Genomic DNA, 20617 nt, shown 5'->3' on the forward strand with positions numbered 1-20617 from the left:
CTATTACAATTCTTCGATGGTTTGAAAGTTATTTGTGAATACACAAATGTTGCCGGCAATTGTCAGGCTTTTTTCAACAATTTCGCGGGCGCTTAAATCGGTGTTTTCAAGTAGGGCAGTTGCAGCTGATTGGGCAAAGTTACCACCACTACCAATGGCAATTAAATCATTTTCAGGCTGCACAACATCACCGTTACCAGTAATTATCAGTGAGGCTGTGGAGTCGGCAACAGCAAGCAATGCTTCGAGTTTGCGCAAGGCGCGATCGCTACGCCAATCTTTAGCCATTTCAACAGCGGCTTTGGTTAGGTTGCCTTGGTGCATTTCAAGCTTGCTTTCAAAACGTTCGAACAGGGTGAAGGCATCAGCAGTGCCGCCAGCAAAACCGGCGATCACTTTGCCATTATAAAGGCGTCGAACTTTGCGGGCGTTGCCCTTCATTACGGTGTTACCAAGTGAAACTTGGCCATCGCCACCAATGACGACTTTATCGCCGCGACGTACACTTACAATAGTGGTCATGTTATTCCTCATCATCGAGTCGCAGGGGCGACTCGTTAAAAGCGATTGATGATGAGTTAATATGGGTTAATGGGCTAAAATCAAGTCCAATTCCAAATTCCGCAACCAGTTATTTTGCTACGCTTTAGTTTGTTTTTATCACTTTCGGCTAAACGTTTGGTTTTATAAGGACCTAAACGCACTTTATACCAGACACCGTTAGTGCCAGTTGTTTCACGAATTTCGGCGATTAATCCGGCAAATGCAATTTTAGCTTTTAAGGTTTCTGCTTGGCCATGGGTTCTGAACGAGCCGCATTGCATTACATAAGGGCCTTTTTGTTCAAGCTCTCTTACTTCAACTTGAATTTCATGCTCTTTGATTTCTTTTATGAATTCAGGAGGGCGTGGTTTAGGCAACTCTTGTTGCACTTTTGCAGGTGTTGGGTTTGCTTGTTGTTCAACCAGCTTTGGATCTGCATTGGTTTTGACATACCATAAACCAAAACTAAAACCGCCAACAAGTAGTACGGTAACCAGTACTAATAATACGGGGAATGGTTTTTTCGGTGGCGCTGTTTTTTTGCTATTACGGTTGCCCGGTTTTTTATTAATAAAATCGTGTTGTGCCATGGTGGTATTGGGCTTCTAACCTTAAATCATATCTATTGGATCTACATCTAAGCTCCATCGCACCTTTTGCGCTAATTTACTGGTACTTAAGTAGTCTACCATTTGCGCGAGATATTGGTGTAATAGAGGGCGTTCGAGCGCTTGAATATGCAATTGAAAGCGATATTTCCCCGCAATTCGCTCGAGCGGTGCAGGGATCGGACCTAGCAATTGTATACCAGTTAGACCTTGGACTGGAACTAAATCTGTTAAAAAATCGACCACTTGCTTTATGTTGTGACCTTCAGCGCGGACAATCGCCATATTAGTTATTGGTGGTAGCTGTGCGTCATCGCGCTCTTGCAGTGCAAAACGGGCGAAATCTTGATAACCATTATTGACTAAATCTTGTAATAAAGGATGTTCGGGAAAGTGAGTTTGCAATAATACATGACCTGGTTCGCCACTGCGCCCAGCACGGCCAGCCACCTGAGTAACCAATTGTGCTAAATGCTCTGTGGCGCGAAAGTCGCACGAGTACAAGCCGCCGTCGACATCAAGGATCAATACTAAGCTCACATCAGCAAAGTGATGACCTTTGGCAAGCATTTGGGTGCCAACTAAAATCCTTGCACCGCCTTGGTTTATATCGTCTAGGGCTTTTTCTAAACTGCCTTTACGACGCGTTGAGTCGCGGTCAATCCGGCTAATCGGGGTATCAGGAAACTCGGTTGTTAAAAACTCTTCTATTTGTTCGGTGCCTTTGCCGTTAGGAAATATTTGTGTACTGCCGCAGTCTGGACACTGATGCGGCACGCGTTCTTGCTCACCGCAGTGATGGCAAATCATTTGGCCGATGGCTTTGTGAAAAGTCGCACTGGTGCTGCAACGTGTGCACTCACTTAACCAACCACATTCATGGCAAATCAGGGTAGGTGAAAAACCGCGACGGTTTAGAAATACCATCACTTGTTTGCCTCGTTTTAAATGCTGACGCATAGTGGCAAGACTGGCATGGGCTATACCAGCTTGATCCGGCTGGCCTTTCATATCAATCAGCTGAAATTTATTGTCGGTACTGGTTTGCGCACGTTGCGTTAGGCTCAGCAGTTGGTATTTATTATGAATTGCCTTATGCAAGGTTTCGAGCGCCGGGGTTGCTGAGCCTAAGATCAGCGGTATTTTATGTTGAAAAGCGCGGTATGCGGCTAAATCACGGGCATGGTAACGTAAGGTATCTTGTTGTTTAAATGAACCGTCATGTTCTTCATCAACAATGATCATACCAAGCTTTAAAAATGGTAAAAAGATACTCGAACGTGTACCAATCACAATTGCGCAACTGGCTTTTTCACAAAAGCGCCAAGTTTGTAAGCGTTCGTTATCGGTCAGTGCTGAATGCCACAGCATAATCGGCGTATCAGGAAAGCGACGACGAAATCGATTAACCGTTTGTGGCGTAAGGCCAATTTCAGGCACTAGTACGAGTGCTTGTTCACCGCGTTTTAAAACCTCTTCAAGGCATTGTAAGTAAACCTCGGTTTTACCACTGCCAGTAACACCTTCTAGTAAAAAGCTATTGAAACCGACCGCTTGATTAATGGTGGTACAGGCTACTGCTTGCTCTTTATTTAGAGTCGGCTTAGTGCCTACGGTGGGGAGTTGTTGTTGCCATTGGTTGTCGTGTTCAATCGTTTGGCTGATCAGCTCTTTGTTAAGTAAGCTGTCGATAGTTTTTTTACTAAACCCCAGCGCTTTTAATTCTGTAAGTGATGATTTACCCGAATCTGCCAGTTGTTTGAGTAAGCTTAGTTGGCTCTTTGCTTTTAAAGACGGTAATTTAGCGCCTTTTGCAGTTAGTGCCACCATACTAATACTGCTTTTATCTGGGCACAGTCCTTGACGCAGCGCGCCAGGCAGGGCGATATGAATTGTTTCACCTAGTGGGTAGCAATAATAGCGCGCAGTAAAACGCAATAATTCGATATGTCGCTCTGATAAAACAGCTTCATCATCAATCACTTCAAGCACTGCTTTAAGTTTATTAACCGGCACATCGGTGTTGGTTTTTAGCGCCAGTACGACCGCAACTTTGCGCTGATTACCAAATGGCACCCATACCCGCGCACCGACTTTAGGCATCACCGATAAACCATCGAGTTGCTCTGGAATGCGATAATCAAAGGTGCGATGCAACGGTACTTTTATAGCAACTTCAACAAAACTCATAACAACCCAAACAAGAACGAATAAGGGAGTTAATGTACTAAAATTATGGCTGAAAACCTACCTGCAAATACCTTCTTTAAAACTTTTGTTCATTTTATTAGCAAAAACGACATTTAAAGCTTGTAGCAAGTGGGGTTGTTGCTTAGAATACGCGTCCTAAATAATTTGTTTTAACGACGTATGGTGCCAGACTCCGGGTTTGGAGAGCGATGCGGCCTTAACTAGAGGTTTCTATGAAAGAAGGTATTCACCCTAAGTACGAAGTAATTTCAGCATCATGTTCATGTGGAAATAAATTCGAAACTCGTTCTACTCTGTGTAAAGACATTCACTTAGACGTATGTTCTGCGTGTCACCCGTTTTACACTGGTAAGCAAAAAGTTTTAGACACAGGTGGCCGTGTTGATCGCTTTAACAAGCGTTTCGGTTCACTTAGCAGCAAGTAATTCTTGTTGTTTTGTCGGAAAAAGCACCTTAGGGTGCTTTTTTTTATGCCTGCTATTTATTAAAAACACCGCCTTTTAGTCTTTATTTCTTGCTCTAGTGCTCCAGCTTTACGCATTCATTATGTTGTGACTATTTCCCACTTTTATATCCAGTATAGCGAGTAAATAACAGACAAATAGTGATTTGTTGACTATATTGTCATTCTCGTTAAAGCGATAAATTAAACGTTTTTGTCGGTAAAGTTAGGTCTTTTGCGGTTAAATGTTGTTAACGTCTTACTTTGATGGTTTTTAGTCATAGGTCATTATTTTTGCTTTAAAGCGTTGCATAATGAGCATTTTAAGATGGGTTTTTTGATGCTTTGTGGCGTTTTTATAGCCGAAAATTGAAGCTTTTTTGCAAAAAATGCTGACAAAACGCATAAAATTAACGGATATAGCATATAACAGGATAGACCTGATATTGCTTGAATTTAATTATAATATAGGTATCGTTCCCTATAAGATATAAGAACTGCTTACTCTCACTTTCAACTTAACTTACTTGCAGGATAAAATCGCGTTATGTCAGACTTTCGTGAACAAGCTTTACATTACCATTCGCACCCCGTTCCAGGAAAAATTAGCGTTGAGCTTACAAAGCCAGCTGAAACCGTACAAGATCTTGCACTCGCATACAGCCCCGGTGTTGCAGAACCGGTACGTGAAATAGCTGCTGATCCCGCTAATGCCTACAAATACACCGGTAAAGGCAATATGGTTGCGGTTATTACTAACGGCACCGCTATTTTAGGTTTAGGTAACTTAGGTCCATTGGCTTCAAAACCGGTTATGGAAGGTAAAGCGTTATTATTTAAACGCTTTGCGGGTCTAGATTCGATAGATATTGAGGTGAAACACAATACCACCGAAGATTTCATCAATACAGTTGCTAACATCGCTGATACGTTTGGCGGTATTAACTTAGAAGACATTAAAGCGCCAGAGTGTTTTGAAATAGAAAAAGCATTGATCGAGCGTTGTAGCATTCCAGTGTTCCACGACGATCAACACGGTACCGCGATTGTAACGGCTGCTGGTATGATCAACGCACTTGAAGTACAAGGCAAAGAAATCGAAGATGCGATTATCGTTTGTTTAGGAGCCGGTGCCGCAGCGGTTGCGTGTATGGAGCTACTGATCAAGTGTGGTGCATTGCGTGAACATATTTACATGTTAGATCGTAAAGGCGTTATTCATACTCGTCGTGATGATTTAAACGAGTACAAACAGTTATTCGCTAACAATACAGATAAGCGCACACTGCAAGATGTTATTGCTGATGCCGATGTATTTGTTGGTGTATCTGGCCCGAATTTACTTTCTCCTGACGATCTTAAGTTAATGGCTGATCGACCTGTAGTGTTTGCCTGTTCAAACCCAGATCCAGAAATCTCACCAGTGCTTGCTCATGGTGCTCGCGATGATTTAATCATGGCAACGGGTCGTTCAGATTATCCAAACCAAGTTAACAACGTGCTGTGTTTCCCATTTATTTTCCGTGGTGCGCTAGATGTGCGTGCAAGCAAAATTAATGATGAAATGAAAATTGCTGCGGTTGACGCTATTCGTAGCATTGCTAAAGAACCAGTACCAGCGGAAGTATTAAAAGCGGCGGGTGTTGAGACACTTGAATTTGGTGCGCAGTATATTATTCCAAAACCGATGGATCCGCGTCTATTACCGCGCATTGCCAAAGCAGTAGCGCAAGCGGCAATTGATTCTGGTGTTGCACAAATTGATATGCCGGAAAACTACATGGAGTAGCTGCTTCGCTGCAATTGGTAATGGCACAATAATAAAAACCTCAGCAACTTACGTTACTGAGGTTTTTTTGTAGCCAATTCCTGAAGCAGGAATATATACAAATGATAACTTAATCTTCGTTGAGTACAGGTACTTCGAGACCCATTTCAAGCATGATTTTTTTCACTTCTTCAGGCACTTTCTCTGGATTATCTTTACGTAAATCTTCATCGTTTGGCAGTGGTTGGCCAGTAAATGCGTGTAAAAATGCTTCACAAAGTAATTCGCTATTTGTTGCATGGCGAAGATTATTAATTTGACGACGAGTGCGCTCATCAGTCAAAACTTTTAATACATTTAGCGGGATCGAAACGGTGATCTTTTTAACTTGTTCTGATTTTTTCCCGTGTTCTGCGTATGGGTGAATATATTCACCATTCCATTTAGCCATAGGATGTATCGTTGCCTCAGGTTGTTAATTGTTTGCGCGACCTTTTGCAGCGCAAAGATGGCGAAATTCTATCGTGTTAAAAAAGATAGTCAAATACTTGTTTTTTAGCCATCTAGAGGCTTAAATGTTTTTACTTCTAATCTTGCGGCTAAAACCGCATAAATGCTTTGACTTATTAAATTTGATCCTCTAACCTTTTAGACGTCTAAACATCCATTTAATTGTAGGTGACGGTATGAGTCAAAAGAATAAAGCAACCATTGCAGTACGCAATGGTATTGATGCAGATAAACATCACGGCGCGGTTGTGCCTCCCATTCATTTATCGACCACCTACTCATTTGCTGATTTTGATAAAAAGCGCCAATATGATTATGGCCGTAGCGGCAACCCAAACCGTGATTTACTCGCTGAAACGCTCGCTAAGCTTGAAGGTGGCGCTAAGGGGATTATCACTGCAACGGGCATGGCTGCGGTGCATTTAGCTACTCAGCTGCTAAACAGTGACGATACCTTAGTGATCCCACATGATTGCTATGGCGGTAGTTACCGCTTATTCACCTCACTTGAAAAGCGTGGCTTATTAAAGTTAGTGGTTTTAGATTTAACTAAATCTGAAAATCATCAAAAAATTCTTGAGATAAAACCAAAGCTAATTTGGATTGAAACACCGAGTAATCCTATCTTACGGTTAACCGATATTAAAGCGATCACCACGATTGCTAAGCAGTGCGGTGCGTTGGTTGGTGCCGATAACACATTTTTATCACCTGCTTTGCAAAACCCAATTGAGTTTGGTGTTGATATTGTGGTGCATTCGACCACTAAATATATTAACGGTCACTCAGATGTTGTTGGTGGTGCGGTCATCGCCGCTACCCAAGAGTTGGGTGATGAGCTTGCTTGGTGGGCTAATAACATTGGCATTACCGGTGCCCCGTTTGATAGCTACTTAACGTTACGTGGTTTACGTACTTTGAATGTTCGTTTACGTCAGCATCAAGAAAATGCCTTTATTATTGCCCAATATCTAGAAAACTCCCCTTATGTAAGCCAAGTATATTACCCTGGATTAGTATCTCATCCACAGCATGAACTCGCTAAACAGCAGCAACGTGGTTTTGGTGGCATGGTAAGCTTTGATATCAAAGGTGATATTAATGATGCTGCAGAATTTTTGACCAGCTTAGAAGAATTTAGCTTAGCTGAGTCATTAGGTGGGGTTGAGAGTTTGATTTGTCACCCTGCAACTATGACCCACGCAGGTATGGAGGCAACTGCTCGTCTTGCTGCGGGAGTAGGTGATACCCTGATCCGTATTTCGGTGGGCATTGAAGATGTAAAAGATTTAATCGCTGACTTAGATCGTGTATTCAATAAAGTGAAACCAGGTCAAGCTCAGCACGGCGCAAAAGTAATCGCTTCCTCTGTTCAACAACAAGATGATGAGCAATCAAGCTCATTTAAACTGACTCCTGCACATACGGCTTTGTGGTAATAAAAAATGGTAAATATAGTTCATAAATTTGGTGGTTCTAGCCTTAGTTCTGCAGAGCGTTATCAGGCCGTAGCAAATATTATTCTAGCCCATACGGAAGCCGGTGATTGTGTGGTGGTATCCGCAGCCGGTAAAACTACTAATACGTTAGTTACGCTATGGCAGAGTTACCAGCAAGGTGATCAACAGGCAGTGAGTGATATTTTATTGCAGCTTGATAATCATCAACGTACTTTGATCGAGCAGTTATTGAGTCCAGCAGCGCGACATACGGCATTAAACGTATTAGAACAAGAGCTAGCCTTAATTGCACAGCAAACTCAACAGCAAAGCTTACAGGAAGCCGCATTGCTTGCTCACGGTGAAGTTTGGTCGGCACGATTATTGGCTAGCTATTTAAAACAGTTAAATGTTGCAGCTCAAGATGTTGATGCTCGTCAATTGTTTACCCTTAATGATGGGCAATTATTACATCAAAAAAATCAACAAGCCTGTGCCGAGTTAATTTCAGCCAATTGCATTAATATTGTTACTGGTTTTATAGCCGCTGATTGCCAAGCAAATACAGTTACTTTGGGGCGCAATGGCAGTGATTACAGCGCGACTTTGTTAAGCAGTTATTGTCATGCTAGTCAGGTATCAATTTGGACTGATACCCAAGGGGTGTTTAGTACCGACCCTCGTAAAGTAAAAAAAGCGATTAAGTATTCTAAAGTATGTCGTGGCCAAGCAAACTTACTGGCGCGTTTGGGCAACCCAGTGTTACATGCTAAAACTCTCTCGCCATTAAAAAATACTGATATCAAATTAGTCGTTCGCAGTAGTTACGACAGCGAAGCTAGCGCGACAGAAATTGTCAAAGAAGGTTACAGCAAAGCTAAGCGTTTTATCACTACCTTAGAAAATATTGATTTACTGCGCATTGATCAGCTGCGTGGCGGTGAAATTGGCGAATTAAGTCAGCTTATTCAACACAGCTTGCATCATTTTATTAAAAACGGCGATACCTACTTACTAGTGCCGGCAGCAGCGACTCATCAGGTGGTGAGTCATTTGCAAGGGCGCGCTAATATTATTGAGTCGAACTTACATGGTTGCGCTGTTGTGGCGCCACGAAATGATGTAGCGCAATTATTTGAACAAGCAACGCAAGTGCTTAGTGAGCAAAGTTTAGTGCCGCGCTTTAGCCATCAAGACGCAGACTACATATTACTACTAACGGATCAATCTATTGATAGTGATGTATTGACCTTATTGCATGATAAGCTGATTAACAAAGGCCAAGAGCTTGCCATCATTGTTGCTGGCCTTGGTAATGTTGGTGAAGTATTTATTGAGCAACTAAGTCAGCAGCTTAATCGTTTGCAGCAACACTTCAGCGTTAAGCTGGTTGGTTTATTACGCTCGCGCTCTATGTTGTTCAGCCCAAGTGGTATCGTGCTTGAGCAATGGCAGTCACAGTGGCAAAACGAAGCAATAGATTACCAAGAAGCTGATTTACTGACACGTATCAGCGAACTCGATTACGAACACAAAGTGCTGATTGATATTACTGCTAGTGAAGCGTTTAGTAAGCTTTACCCGGCGTTTGTTAATTTAGATTGTCACCTGATCAGTGCTAATAAATATGCGGGCACTGCAAATAATGACTGGTATCAAAATTTACGCCGTAATTTAGCTGAACGTAACTTACTATGGCGTTATAACACCAGTGTTGGTGCGGGTTTACCAATTAATTTTGCGTTAGCTGATTTACAAAACAGTGGCGACAGTATTACCCATATTGAAGGCGTGTTCTCAGGCACTTTATCGTGGTTGTGTAGCAGTTATGATGGCTGTGTGGCGTTTTCCGATTTAGTGTTGCAAGCGCAGCAAATGGGTTACACCGAGCCTGATCCACGAGAAGATTTATCAGGGCGTGATATGCAGCGCAAACTGCTTATTTTAGCCCGTGAATTAGGGCTCACCTTAGAGCTTGATGAGATTGGCTTAACACCGTTGATGCCAGAGCAACTAGCGCAAGGTGATTGGCAGTTTTTTTTAGCTAATAAGCAGTTGCTTGATGACTTTATTGCTGAAAAAGCGCAGTTAGCTGCTAAAGAAAACAAAGTACTGCGTTATACCGGTGCGTTAACAATTGCTGATGGCAAAGTAACCGCTAAAGTCGGTTTGGCTTATGCAACACAGGGTGATGCCTTAGCTAACTTAACTCCAGGTGATAATATCTTTGTTATCAACAGTCAGTGGTATAGCGATAATGCGTTGGTGATCCAAGGTCCTGGTGCAGGCAAAGAAGTTACCGCAGCAGGCGTGCATTCTGATTTATATTGGTTAATACAAAACTTAAAATGAGCTCTGAGTTTGTAAAATAAAAAAAGCGCCGATTGGCGCTTTTTTTATGTAGCAGCGATTTTATATCGCGATAGAGTAATATTAAAACAGCTCTTCTTCTGTTTTAGTTTCTTCTTCAAAAACGTTTTCTACATGCTGCATCACATACTTAGTGGGCGAGGTGCCTTTTTCAAAGTATTCAAAGCGACTAGTGTAATCGTTCTTTTGACTCAAGAGTCCCGTTGCTAGATCGATTCGTACCGACACTAATCCTTCAGGTGGCTCGATTGGTGCTTCTGGCTTATCTTTGAGTGCTACTCGCATAAAGTCAATCCATGCTGGTTGAGCTGTTTTAGCACCAGATTCTGCACCAGAGATCTGGGTATTATCCATGTTGTTATTATACGTCGAGCGACCAAGCGGGTTACCTGGATTATCAAATCCAACCCAGACCGAGGTCATAACATTACGGTTAAAGCCGCTAAACCAAGTATCGACAGAGTCATTAGTAGTACCCGTTTTACCGGAAAGATCGCGACGATCTAAGGCCTGAGCACGCCAGCCTGTGCCACTCCAACCCGTTTTATGAGCCCAACTACCGCCTCCCCAAATTGCGCTATTCATCGCATCGGCTATCAAAAACGCGTTTTGTTTAGATATGATGCGCGGTGCACAATGATTTGCAGCTTGGCTGGTATTTAACTCAGAAGTAGACTCAAATTGAGTCGTTGTTAGCGGAGGAGTAACGGGATCACACGCTAATAGTGGTTCTGTTTTAAATAACACATTACCTGCAGAGTCTTGAATCTCATTAATGAAATAAGGGGTGATCAAATGACCGCCATTGGCAAATGTGCTCATGCCACGGGCAAGCTCTAAAGGAGTAATTGACGCACTACCTAAAGCTAGCGATTCACTGCGATTGATATCATTATTTTGAAAGCCAAATTTTAATAGGTGATCAGCTGTGCGCTGCAAGCCTACCCCGCGTAGTAAGCGCACCGAAATAACGTTTTTCGATTGTGCTAAAGCACGACGAATACGGATTGGGCCGTTATATATCGCAGGGCTGTTTTTTGGTCGCCATGCGACCCCTAGGCTCTTGTCCCATTGATTGATTGGTGCATCATTTAAAATAGACGCTAAGGTATAACCATTATTCAGCGCCGCTGAATAAATAAACGGCTTAATGTTAGAACCTACCTGACGTTTTGCTTGCACGGCTCGGTTATATTGGCTTTGTTCAAAGCTATAGCCACCAACAATCGCTTTAATGCGACCATCATTCGGATCCAGCGATACTAATGCACTTGACGCTTCAGGCAATTGGCTGAGTAGATAACTACCATCGTCATTTTTACGTAGCCAAATTTGCTCCCCTGGATTGAGTATGTCGGTAGCGGTTTTTGGAGGAAAACCTTGACGGTAACGGGTAATGTATTTGCGTGCCCATTTGAGATTATCCCAGTCTAGAGTGGCTTGCTCACCACTTTTTAATAACACTGTTGCCGTTTGATCTGCTACAGACAAAACTGCTGCTGTTAATAACGGGGCAATTTCTTTTACCGGTTTTAGCTTTGCTAAAATTTCACTAGAACTTAGGGCTGGTTGCGTTTCAAAATCCCACAGTTGCTGCTCTGGGCCACGATAGCCATGGCGCATATCGTATGCATGGAGATTATTAACGAGTGCTTTTTGCGCTGCGGCTTGTACGTCAGATTCAACACTGGTGTAAACTTTAAAGCCGGTATTATAGGCTTTTTCGTAGCCATAACGAGCGACCATTTCTGCACGCACCATTTCAGATATATAAGGCGCATATAAGTCTATTTCGGCACCATGAAATTTTGCCGTAATTGGTTCTTGAGAGCTCTGGTTGTAGTCTGCTTGAGAGATATAACCTTCATCGAGCATACGTCTGAGTACCACATTACGGCGTGCCTTGGCGCGAACTGGGTTTCTTATCGGATTTAAAGCTGACGGCGCTTTTGGTAAGCCTGCAATCATTGCCATTTGCGCTAAAGTTAACTCGTTTAGTTGCTTACCATAATAGACTTGTGCAGCGGCTCCGATACCAAAAGCACGATTACCTAACTCTATTTTATTTAGGTATAAAGCGAGTATTTCATCCTTGGTAAGTAAGTTCTCAATGTGTAACGCAATGAAGATCTCTTTTACTTTACGAATATAGGCCTTTTCACGTGTTAAGAAGAAGTTACGAGCTAACTGCATTGTTATAGTACTTGCGCCTTGTTTTTTCTCACCAGTTGAAATTAATACGAGCGCTGAACGTAAAATACCTATAGGATCTATACCTATATGGTCATAAAAACGGTTATCTTCAGTAGCTAAAATAGCATTTATGAGTGGTTGTGGGATCTCTTCTATAGTCACTGGAATGCGACGTTTTTCACCGAACTGGTTGATTAACAAACCATCTTTCGAAAAGACTTGCATAGGAGTTTGTAATTGCACGTCTTTTAAAACTTGCACACTGGGGATATCAGATTTAACGTAATAATAAAGGCTTACTAAGGTAATGAGCCCTAAAAACGCGCAGATGATAAAAAATTGTAAAGTTCGTTTCAATAAAATCACTTATATTTTCCCTAAATGGACTCCCAATTAGAATCGGAGACTGCTAGTATATATTGATTAAAAAATGAATAGTATTTTTTCATATAAAAATTATAACTTGTTTATTCTTAAAACAAAGGCCAAGTTGCGAACATGCTAAGTCAACTATTGAGTAAGTCTTCATCGATGATGGTAGGGATAGATATCGGTTCACATGCTATAAAAGCGGTGTTGCTGAATGAAACGGACAGTGGCTACAGGCTCGAAGCGCTAGCAATTGAGCCAATGCCAAAAGGTACAATGGCTGAGCGCAATATTCAAGATATTGAGGCAATTGGTAATATCATTACTAAGCTAAAGCGTAAGTTACCTAAGTCAATTCGTTCGGCAGCAGTGGCTGTATCGGGACAAACCGTCATTACTAAAGTAATTTTTATGGATGTTACGCTTAGCGATGCAGAGCTTGAGTCGCAAATAGAAATCGAGGCGGACAGCCTTATTCCCTATCCTTTAGATGAAGTTAGCCTAGATTTTGAAAAGCTCAGTACCAACGAAGCCGATCCTTCCAAAATGAATGTGTTGCTTTCAGCTGCGCGTACCGAAAGTGTTGAAGCTCGTGTTGGTGCATTAGAATCAGCTGGTTTAATAGCAAAAGTAGTTGATGTAGAAAGCTATGCGCTGAGTCGCGCAATGGATGTGTATTATCAGCAATTACCAAGCGATGCATTTAATAAGTGTGTAGCAGTGGTCGATATTGGCGCGGTACTTATGTTGGTAAGTGTGGTACTTGGCGGTGAAACGATTTACACCCGAGACCAAGTATTTGGTGGCGATCAATACACCAACAGCATAGTGGCTTATTACAATAAAAGTTTTGATGAAGCTGAAATAGGCAAAACTACTGGCGATCTTCCGCCTAACTATACGTTTGAAGTATTGGCACCATTTCAAACCTCATTATTACAGCAAGTGCGCCGCGCAGTGCAGATGTTTTTAACTACCAGTGGCAAAGATCAAATCGATTACATTGTGCTTACTGGTGGCACAGCGATGATTGATGGCCTTGATCGATTGCTAATTGAAGAACTAGGTATTCATACCATAGTGGCTGAGCCTTTTGAAAATATGGATATTTCCCACCATGTCGATCGCAATGTGTTACAGCGTCATCGTACTCAATTTGCAATAGCGACAGGTTTGGCATTAAGGAGTTTTTCATCATGCCACATATAAATCTACTGCCGTGGCGCGAACAGCAGCGAAAACAATCGCAGAATAAATTTGTCACTATTTTATTTTTCGTGGTGCTTGGCAGTTTTATCAGTATGTATTTACTCAGTAGCTATTACGGTGGTTTACGAGACGGTCAAAATATTAAAAATAATTACCTTTCAACTGAAATAGGGCAATTAGATCGGCGTATTAGTGAAATTCGTGAGTTAGATAAAAAGAAAGAAAACTTACAGCAACGTATGCGCTTAATTGAAGAGCTGCAAAGTAGTCGTAATTTAGGCACACAAATTATGGATGAAGTTGCCAAAATTGTACCAACGGGTGTTTATCTAACTAAGTTAGAACGCCGTGGTAGTGCAATTCATGTGGTTGGGCGTAGCGAATCAAATAATTATTTGTCAAACATGTTGCGCCAAGTACAAAACTCCTATCTGCTCGAAAAGCCGACAATGCAAGGCATTATTGCAGGGGAGAAATCGTCTCGTTTATTGAGTGATTTTAATATGGAATTTTATGTAAAACCCTTTGATAAGATTGGAGAGGTTAAATAATGAACCTTGATATCAAAGCGTTAACAGAGATTGAATGGAACGAAATTGAGCTTGAAAATATCGGCGATTGGCCAATAGTTGTCAAGGTTATTTGCTGTACTTTTGTAGCTGCCTTGGTGCTGTTTTTTAGTTACAGCTTATTGGTTTCAGATGAAATAGATAGCTACCACAATGCAGTTAGTAAAGAAGTTGAGTTACGCAGTACCTATCGAGTGAAATATGCTGTGGCCAGTAATCTAGAAATTTACCGTCAACAAATGGTTGAAATGGAAGAAAAGTTTTCTTTACTACTAAAGCGCTTACCGACTTCAAACGAAACACCAGGCTTACTTGATGATTTATCTTATGTGGGCACGACCAGTGGCTTAACCTTTCTTAAAATTGGCTGGTTACCAGAAGTGGAAAAAGAATTTTATACTGAGTTACCGATTAAAATTGAAGTAATAGGTAGCTACCATGAGTTTGGTGATTTTGTTGGTAAAGTGGCGCAACTTCCTCGTATAGTAAGTTTGCATGACTTTTCAATTAATAGTTCAGACTCAGGCAAACTGACATTTAGCGTGGTCGCTAAAACTTATCGCTATGAAGGCGGCGTGAAGAAAGTAGGGGCTAAAAAATGAAAAAACTAGCCTTGGTTTTACTCAGCGGTATTTTGGTGAGCGCATGTAACGATGATACTTCTGAGCAAAAAGAATTTATTGATCAGGTAAAAGCCAGCACTACACCTAAGGTAGAGGCCATTCCAAAACTGACCCAATTTGAGCACTTTGAATACAATGCACAGCAACTACGTAGTCCTTTTGTTGCGCCGCAACCGGAAATTATTCAAAATAACATGATCCAAGTTAAAAACTGCTTACACCCTGATCCTGACCGTACGCGTGAAGTATTAGAGAAATATCCGTTGGATAACCTAGCAATGAAAGGCACGCTGGGTTCTGGTGGCCAAACATGGGCATTAATTAAAGCTGCAGATGATACTTTACACCGAGTTACTATCGGTAATCATATTGGTTTGTATCATGGTGTTGTACAAGATGTTAAAAGTGATTATATAGAATTGTTAGAATTAATACCCGACGGGTCTGGTTGTTGGAAAGAGCGCCTGACGAAGCTGGAAATGTTAGAGGCGGGATCCAATGGCACTAGTTAAAAATAAAAAAGGTAAAATTAAAATGCATAAGGGAGTATCTTGGAGTAATCGCATTCAGCAGGCTTTGTTTGTTGTTATTGCCCTTTTTATCACGCAATCAGCAATGGCTACGCCGCTATTGTATGATGTTCGTTATAGCCCGCTAATAGCTGGAGAAACACAGTTACAGCTGGTATTTGATGAAGAGCTGACTGAAGAGCCAAAAGTTCAGGTATTTAATAACCCGGCCCGTATTGAAATGCGCTTTAATGCAGCTAGTGTTGAACAAGGTTTAAGTGAAGTACAAATCAACCAAGCAGGTATTGAAAAAGTTAATAGTGTAGCTGTTGATGGTAACTTGATTGTCACTGTTCATTTAGAGCGTTTAAAAATTTACCAAACAACGGTGAACAATAACCTTGTTTCATTACACGTCTCAGATAATCCGATCACGTCACAACAAGATGCTAATACCGCTAAAGAAGTGACTGGCAATTACATTAACTCAATCCAGTCTATTGATTTTCGTCGCGGTGAAAAAGGTGAAGCGCGAGTCTTAGTCTTTTTACAAGATACTCAAGCTGCGATTGATGTGCATGAAAGTGGCGGTAAAATTATTGCTGAGTTTCATCATACCGATATTTTAGATGACTTATTATATGAGCTAGATGTGCTAGATTTTGGCACTGTAGTGAGCTCAATTGAGACATTTAAAGAAAATAATATGAGTAGGGTAGTGATAACCCCTAATGCCGCGTTTAAATTCACTTATCAACAAATTGAAAATATTCTTACACTTACAGTTGAAAAAGATGAATCGCAACGTTCATATTTAGAAGGTGGTAAAGAATACCAAGGTCGCCCAATGACCCTAAACTTTCAAGACATCTCTGTGCGTGCCGTATTGCAAATTATTGCCGGCTATAATGATTTCAACCTAGTAACCAGTGACTCAGTCAGTGGCAACATAACTCTGCGTTTAGATGGTGTGCCTTGGGATCAAGCTCTTGACGTGGTATTACGCGTTAAAGGTTTAGATAAGCGTATGGATGGCTCTATATTAATGGTGGCACCATCTGAAGAGCTTGCCGCCCGCGAAGCGAAAGATCTAAAAGCCAAACAACAAGTTGAAGACTTAGAGCCGCTTTATAGTGAATATATTCGTTTGAATTATGCTAAAGCGGAAGAGTTTGCTGATTTACTGAAAACCGACACTAACAGCATTATTAGTGCTCGCGGCAGTGTATCCGTTGATAAACGTACCAATACCTTGTTAATTAAAGACACCGTTAAAAGCATTGCAAGTGTTCGCCGTATGGTCGAAACTTTGGATATAGCGGTTAGACAAGTTATTATTGAGGCACGTATGGTTACTGTACGTGATAACGTAAAAGAAGACTTAGGAGTACGTTGGGGGTTTAGTGATCAACAAGGCACTGATGGTATTTCAGGTACCTTAGAAGGTGCTAATACGATTTCTAACGGCACCATTCCAAGTATTTCTGATCGCCTTAATGTAAACTTGCCTATCACAGGTGCCGCTGGCAGTATTGGTATGCACGTTGCTAAATTAGCAAATGGCACGTTACTTGATTTAGAGCTAACCGCGCTTGAAGAAGAAAACCGTGGTGAAATTATCGCAAGTCCGCGCATTACGACTGCCAACCAGAAAAAAGCACGTATTGAACAAGGTACCGAAATACCGTATGTTGAATCTGCTTCAAGTGGTGCTACAACTGTTAGCTTTAAAAAGGCAGTATTGAGTCTTGAGGTAACACCACACATCACCCCAGATAATAAAGTTATCTTGGATTTAATCATTACCCAAGATACCCGAGGTGATACGGTACAAACTGGAACTGGTCCTGCAGTTGCAATTGATACCCAAGAAATTCAAACCCAAGTACTGGTTGAGAATGGTCAAACCGTGGTACTTGGTGGTATATTCCAGCAGCAAATCATTAACTCAGTTAAAAAAGTACCATTATTAGGTGATATTCCTTACCTAGGAGTGCTGTTTAGAAGCACTAGTGAGTTCAATGAAAAGAAAGAATTGCTGATTTTCGTTACTCCGAAAATCCAAATAGAGTAATTTACACTGATTTATTCTTACACAATGGGCAATTATTGACTTTAATTGCTCGTTAATTGGCTTTTTGTTCTAATTGACTTGAAATACCCAATCAATTACTGAGATAATCCCCTCCTTAATTTTGGGGCCAGGTCGTTAGGCGGGGTTTTATTTCAAATTTTAGAGTTCGTTTGTACTAAAAGATATGGCTGAAAAACGTAATATATTTCTAGTTGGCCCTATGGGGGCTGGCAAAAGCACAATTGGTCGTCACATTGCAGATCAATTGCACCTTGAATTTGTCGATTCTGATCAAGAAATCGAACGCCGTACCGGTGCAGATATTGCCTGGGTGTTCGATCTTGAAGGTGAAGAAGGCTTTCGACTTCGTGAAGAATCTGTCATTGGCGATCTAACAGAAATGCAAGGTATTGTACTTGCAACTGGTGGTGGTTCTGTGATGAGTAAAGAAGTACGAAACAAGCTTTCGGCTCGTGGTATTGTTGTATACCTAGAGACACCTATCGAAAAGCAAGTTGCACGCACGCAGCGCGACAAGCGTCGCCCATTACTGCAAACAGAAGAAGCACCTCGTGATGTATTAGAGCGCTTAGCTGAAGAACGCGAACCGTTGTATAAAGAAGTAGCTGATTTTGTTGTACGCACTGATGAGCAAAGCGCTAAAGTTGTCGCTAATCAAATCATCGAGAAATTAGATTTTTAAATACCAATAAGAAAGGATACTAGCGATGCTTGAATTAACAGTTAATTTAGACGAGCGAAGTTATCCTATTTATATTGGTCAATCTGCTCTTCAACAGACTGACAGGCTGCATCATCATATTGGTGATTGTCGACCTATCATTATCACTAATGACACCATTGCACCTTTGTACTTAAGCGATGCAATGGCGTTATTAGCTGATTTAAATCCGCTAAGTTTTATTATTCCTGATGGTGAGCAATATAAATCACTGGAATGGTTTGAGAAAATTTCGGCTTTTTTGCTTGAAAACAATTGCGGCAGAGATACTTGCTTAATCGCCCTTGGTGGTGGTGTGGTCGGTGATCTGACTGGTTTTGTTGCGGCCTGCTATCAACGCGGAGTACCGTTTATTCAAGTACCCACTACCTTATTATCGCAAGTTGATTCATCAGTTGGCGGTAAAACGGCGGTTAACCATCCTTTGGGTAAAAACATGATTGGGGCTTTTTATCAGCCGCAAGCCGTGTTTATTGATACTCAATCATTGCATACACTTCCTGCTCGTGAATTTGCAGCCGGTATGGCTGAAGTTATTAAATATGGCTTAATTTACGATACAGAATTATTTACTTTTCTAGAAAACAACACCGCGCAATTACAGGCTTTGGATGAAGAAACCATTCAGCATGTGATTTTTCGTTGTTGTGAAATTAAAGCACTGATTGTCGCTCAGGATGAAAAAGAAGCAGGACTACGAGCGTTACTTAATTTAGGCCATACCTTTGCACATGCTATCGAAGCGCAAATGGGATACGGCCAATGGCTACATGGTGAAGCTGTTGCTACTGGCATGGTATTAGCAGCACAGCTAGCTCATACTCGTGGTGATTTAAGTGCACAAGAAGTTGCAAGGATCGTTACCTTAATAGCGCAATATAATTTGCCTAGTGAGATCCCTGATGTGATGACTGCTGAACATTTCCTTCATCATATGCGTAAAGATAAAAAGAATAAAAAAGGCACGATCCGTTTTATTCTTCCTACTCAGTTTGGTCAATGCGCGTTGGTTGATGATGTCTCAGATCAACAGGTCCGAGATTTAATAGGGCGCTAATGCAATCGCAAATCTTACCTAGCCGTGCGGCTTTGGTTGATCGGATTGCCCTACAGTTTGAATATGGGCAAAATTTAATTGTCTTACTGGGTCCTTCTGGACTTGGTAAAAGTTATCTTCTCGAAACCTTCATTACTGATAAATACAGTGATTTTAATAAGTCATTTGTGCAGCTAAGTGCGCGTATGAGTGATATGCAATTGATGAGTGAGTTACTGGAACAAAGCTTCCGCTCGCCGTTAATTGATCAAAACCTAAGCCTGTCAGAAAATTTCTACCAACTAGCTAAACAGCAAAACTGTGGTCCATGTTTATGGGTGTTAGATGGTGGACGGCATTTATCTGAAGAAATGGTCGAAGAGTTAACAGCGCTTACCAAGCATAGTCCTACTACTTTATATGTCTTACTGGCATCGCAATCAGTGGGGCAATTTAAAAGCGCTGTTGAAATTCATCTTGAAGCACTTTCAATAGCAGAAAGTAAACAGTTGATGAAGTGCTATTTTAATGATTTACCTTATGATGAAGACCCGGTATTTCAAACCTTTTTGCGCGAAGCACACGGTAATCCGAGTTTATTGTTAGCGTGGCAACCAACACAGCATACAGCTAAGGTTGTAGTCACTGATAAAGTATCTTGGCGAGTACATTTAATAACGCTGCTAGTGATTATTATGTTACTCATCATTGGCTTTTTATATAAATCTGATATGACCCGTTGGTGGTATGATTTTTATCAGCCACAACCTGAAACTCCAGTGGCGACGGCAATCGCAGTCGATACTTTAAAGCAAGCTGTAACAGAACCAGCGGTGACAATAGATTCCTCACAAGTAGAAGCTGCAGATGCTCAATCAGCTGATCAACAAGCTCAACCAGAGCAAGACAAGCCGCTTATTGATAATCCTACTCAGGAAAATAATGTTGCGGCAATACTCGATAGTTTAGCGCCAGTTGCAGAGCCTGTTGATATCACGACTAGCTTGGCTGAAGAACCCACTGTGGTAGAGCCTGTTCCTCAAGCGCAGCAAATTATGCCAGCAGATAATGCTTGGTATCTACAACAGCCGGATAGTAAGGTCGTGATCCAGTTACTAGCGGTAACTCAGCAAACAATCGCCGAGCAGTTTGTTGCTAAACAGTCGCTGCAAGTACTTGGTAAAGTCTATCAAACACGCCGCAACGATAAAATTTGGTGGGTGGTAACCTATGGCAGCTTTGATAACTTAAATGCTGCTCGCGAAGTGCTAGCAAGCCTACCTGAAGCGGTGCGTAAAAATCAGCCGTTTTATAAAAAAATCAGTAAAATAAAACAAGAAATCGCGTTACTAGATCAGTAAATTTACACTGTTTAGTGTAAAATCGCGGCACACCAGTTTGA

17 protein-coding genes are annotated in these 20617 nt (G+C 41.5%); 12 read left to right on the forward strand and 5 right to left on the reverse strand.

Going from position 1 to position 20617, the window contains the following annotated elements; genetic code table 11:
* Positions 1-3 precede the first annotated feature (3 nt).
* From hslV to priA, 3 genes are all read right to left on the reverse strand, one after another.
* On the reverse strand, positions 4-522 hold the full coding sequence (gene hslV / locus H5232_RS02060; RefSeq protein ID WP_145238496.1) for an ATP-dependent protease subunit HslV: 519 nt from the start codon (positions 520-522) through the stop codon (positions 4-6).
* Positions 523-602: 80 nt separating this feature from the next.
* Positions 603-1133, reverse strand: coding sequence for an SPOR domain-containing protein (locus H5232_RS02065; RefSeq protein WP_149982624.1), 531 nt, complete (start codon positions 1131-1133; stop codon positions 603-605).
* 21 nt (positions 1134-1154) lie between these two features.
* Positions 1155-3341, reverse strand: coding sequence for a primosomal protein N' (priA, locus tag H5232_RS02070; protein WP_182717693.1), 2187 nt, complete (start codon positions 3339-3341; stop codon positions 1155-1157).
* A 233-nt stretch (positions 3342-3574) separates the two neighbouring features.
* Between priA and rpmE the strand changes: the two genes are divergently transcribed.
* Positions 3575-3787 (forward strand): 50S ribosomal protein L31, encoded by a 213-nt coding sequence (gene rpmE, locus H5232_RS02075; protein ID WP_145238505.1) that lies wholly within the window; start codon positions 3575-3577, stop codon positions 3785-3787.
* 564 nt (positions 3788-4351) lie between these two features.
* On the forward strand, positions 4352-5593 hold the full coding sequence (locus tag H5232_RS02080) for a malic enzyme-like NAD(P)-binding protein (RefSeq protein ID WP_145238508.1): 1242 nt from the start codon (positions 4352-4354) through the stop codon (positions 5591-5593).
* A gap of 109 nt (positions 5594-5702) precedes the next feature.
* On the opposite strand, the gene metJ is transcribed toward H5232_RS02080, so the two are convergent.
* On the reverse strand, positions 5703-6023 hold the full coding sequence (gene metJ / locus H5232_RS02085; RefSeq protein ID WP_016709540.1) for a met regulon transcriptional regulator MetJ: 321 nt from the start codon (positions 6021-6023) through the stop codon (positions 5703-5705).
* 235 nt (positions 6024-6258) lie between these two features.
* Between metJ and metB the strand changes: the two genes are divergently transcribed.
* Both metB and metL read left to right on the forward strand, forming a co-directional pair.
* Positions 6259-7521 (forward strand): cystathionine gamma-synthase, encoded by a 1263-nt coding sequence (gene metB, locus H5232_RS02090; protein ID WP_145238511.1) that lies wholly within the window; start codon positions 6259-6261, stop codon positions 7519-7521.
* A gap of 6 nt (positions 7522-7527) precedes the next feature.
* Positions 7528-9873 (forward strand): bifunctional aspartate kinase/homoserine dehydrogenase II, encoded by a 2346-nt coding sequence (gene metL / locus H5232_RS02095; RefSeq protein ID WP_182830515.1) that lies wholly within the window; start codon positions 7528-7530, stop codon positions 9871-9873.
* An 81-nt stretch (positions 9874-9954) separates the two neighbouring features.
* Here the strand turns inward: metL and H5232_RS02100 are convergent, their stop codons facing one another.
* Positions 9955-12450 (reverse strand): penicillin-binding protein 1A, encoded by a 2496-nt coding sequence (locus tag H5232_RS02100; protein WP_182767493.1) that lies wholly within the window; start codon positions 12448-12450, stop codon positions 9955-9957.
* A gap of 132 nt (positions 12451-12582) precedes the next feature.
* On the opposite strand from H5232_RS02100, the gene H5232_RS02105 reads away from it, so the two are divergent.
* The 8 genes from H5232_RS02105 to H5232_RS02140 all read left to right on the forward strand — a co-directional run bounded on the left by H5232_RS02105 (position 12583) and on the right by H5232_RS02140 (position 20576).
* Positions 12583-13662: a pilus assembly protein PilM gene (locus tag H5232_RS02105; RefSeq protein ID WP_145238520.1), complete on the forward strand. Its 1080-nt coding sequence runs from the start codon at positions 12583-12585 to the stop codon at positions 13660-13662.
* The gene (locus H5232_RS02110; protein WP_149982630.1) at positions 13650-14213 is read left to right on the forward strand and encodes a PilN domain-containing protein; all 564 of its coding nucleotides are present in this window, start codon (positions 13650-13652) and stop codon (positions 14211-14213) included. The genes H5232_RS02105 and H5232_RS02110 overlap by 13 nt, the downstream gene beginning before the upstream one ends.
* Positions 14213-14833: a type 4a pilus biogenesis protein PilO gene (locus tag H5232_RS02115; protein WP_149982631.1), complete on the forward strand. Its 621-nt coding sequence runs from the start codon at positions 14213-14215 to the stop codon at positions 14831-14833. Before H5232_RS02110 ends, H5232_RS02115 begins: the two co-directional genes overlap by 1 nt.
* Positions 14830-15366, forward strand: a complete 537-nt coding sequence (locus tag H5232_RS02120) for a pilus assembly protein PilP (protein ID WP_149982632.1) — start codon at positions 14830-14832, stop codon at positions 15364-15366. Before H5232_RS02115 ends, H5232_RS02120 begins: the two co-directional genes overlap by 4 nt.
* Positions 15353-17437, forward strand: coding sequence for a type IV pilus secretin PilQ (locus H5232_RS02125; RefSeq protein ID WP_149982633.1), 2085 nt, complete (start codon positions 15353-15355; stop codon positions 17435-17437). Before H5232_RS02120 ends, H5232_RS02125 begins: the two co-directional genes overlap by 14 nt.
* Before the next feature lie 184 nt (positions 17438-17621).
* Positions 17622-18140 (forward strand): shikimate kinase AroK, encoded by a 519-nt coding sequence (gene aroK, locus H5232_RS02130; protein WP_008466255.1) that lies wholly within the window; start codon positions 17622-17624, stop codon positions 18138-18140.
* A gap of 25 nt (positions 18141-18165) precedes the next feature.
* Positions 18166-19236, forward strand: coding sequence for a 3-dehydroquinate synthase (gene aroB / locus H5232_RS02135; RefSeq protein ID WP_182735074.1), 1071 nt, complete (start codon positions 18166-18168; stop codon positions 19234-19236).
* Positions 19236-20576 (forward strand): AAA family ATPase, encoded by a 1341-nt coding sequence (locus H5232_RS02140; protein WP_182735075.1) that lies wholly within the window; start codon positions 19236-19238, stop codon positions 20574-20576. The genes aroB and H5232_RS02140 overlap by 1 nt, the downstream gene beginning before the upstream one ends.
* Positions 20577-20617: the final 41 nt, after the last annotated feature.

The organism is Pseudoalteromonas sp. SG41-5 (assembly GCF_014164495.1).
GTDB lineage: Bacteria > Pseudomonadota > Gammaproteobacteria > Enterobacterales > Alteromonadaceae > Pseudoalteromonas > Pseudoalteromonas rhizosphaerae.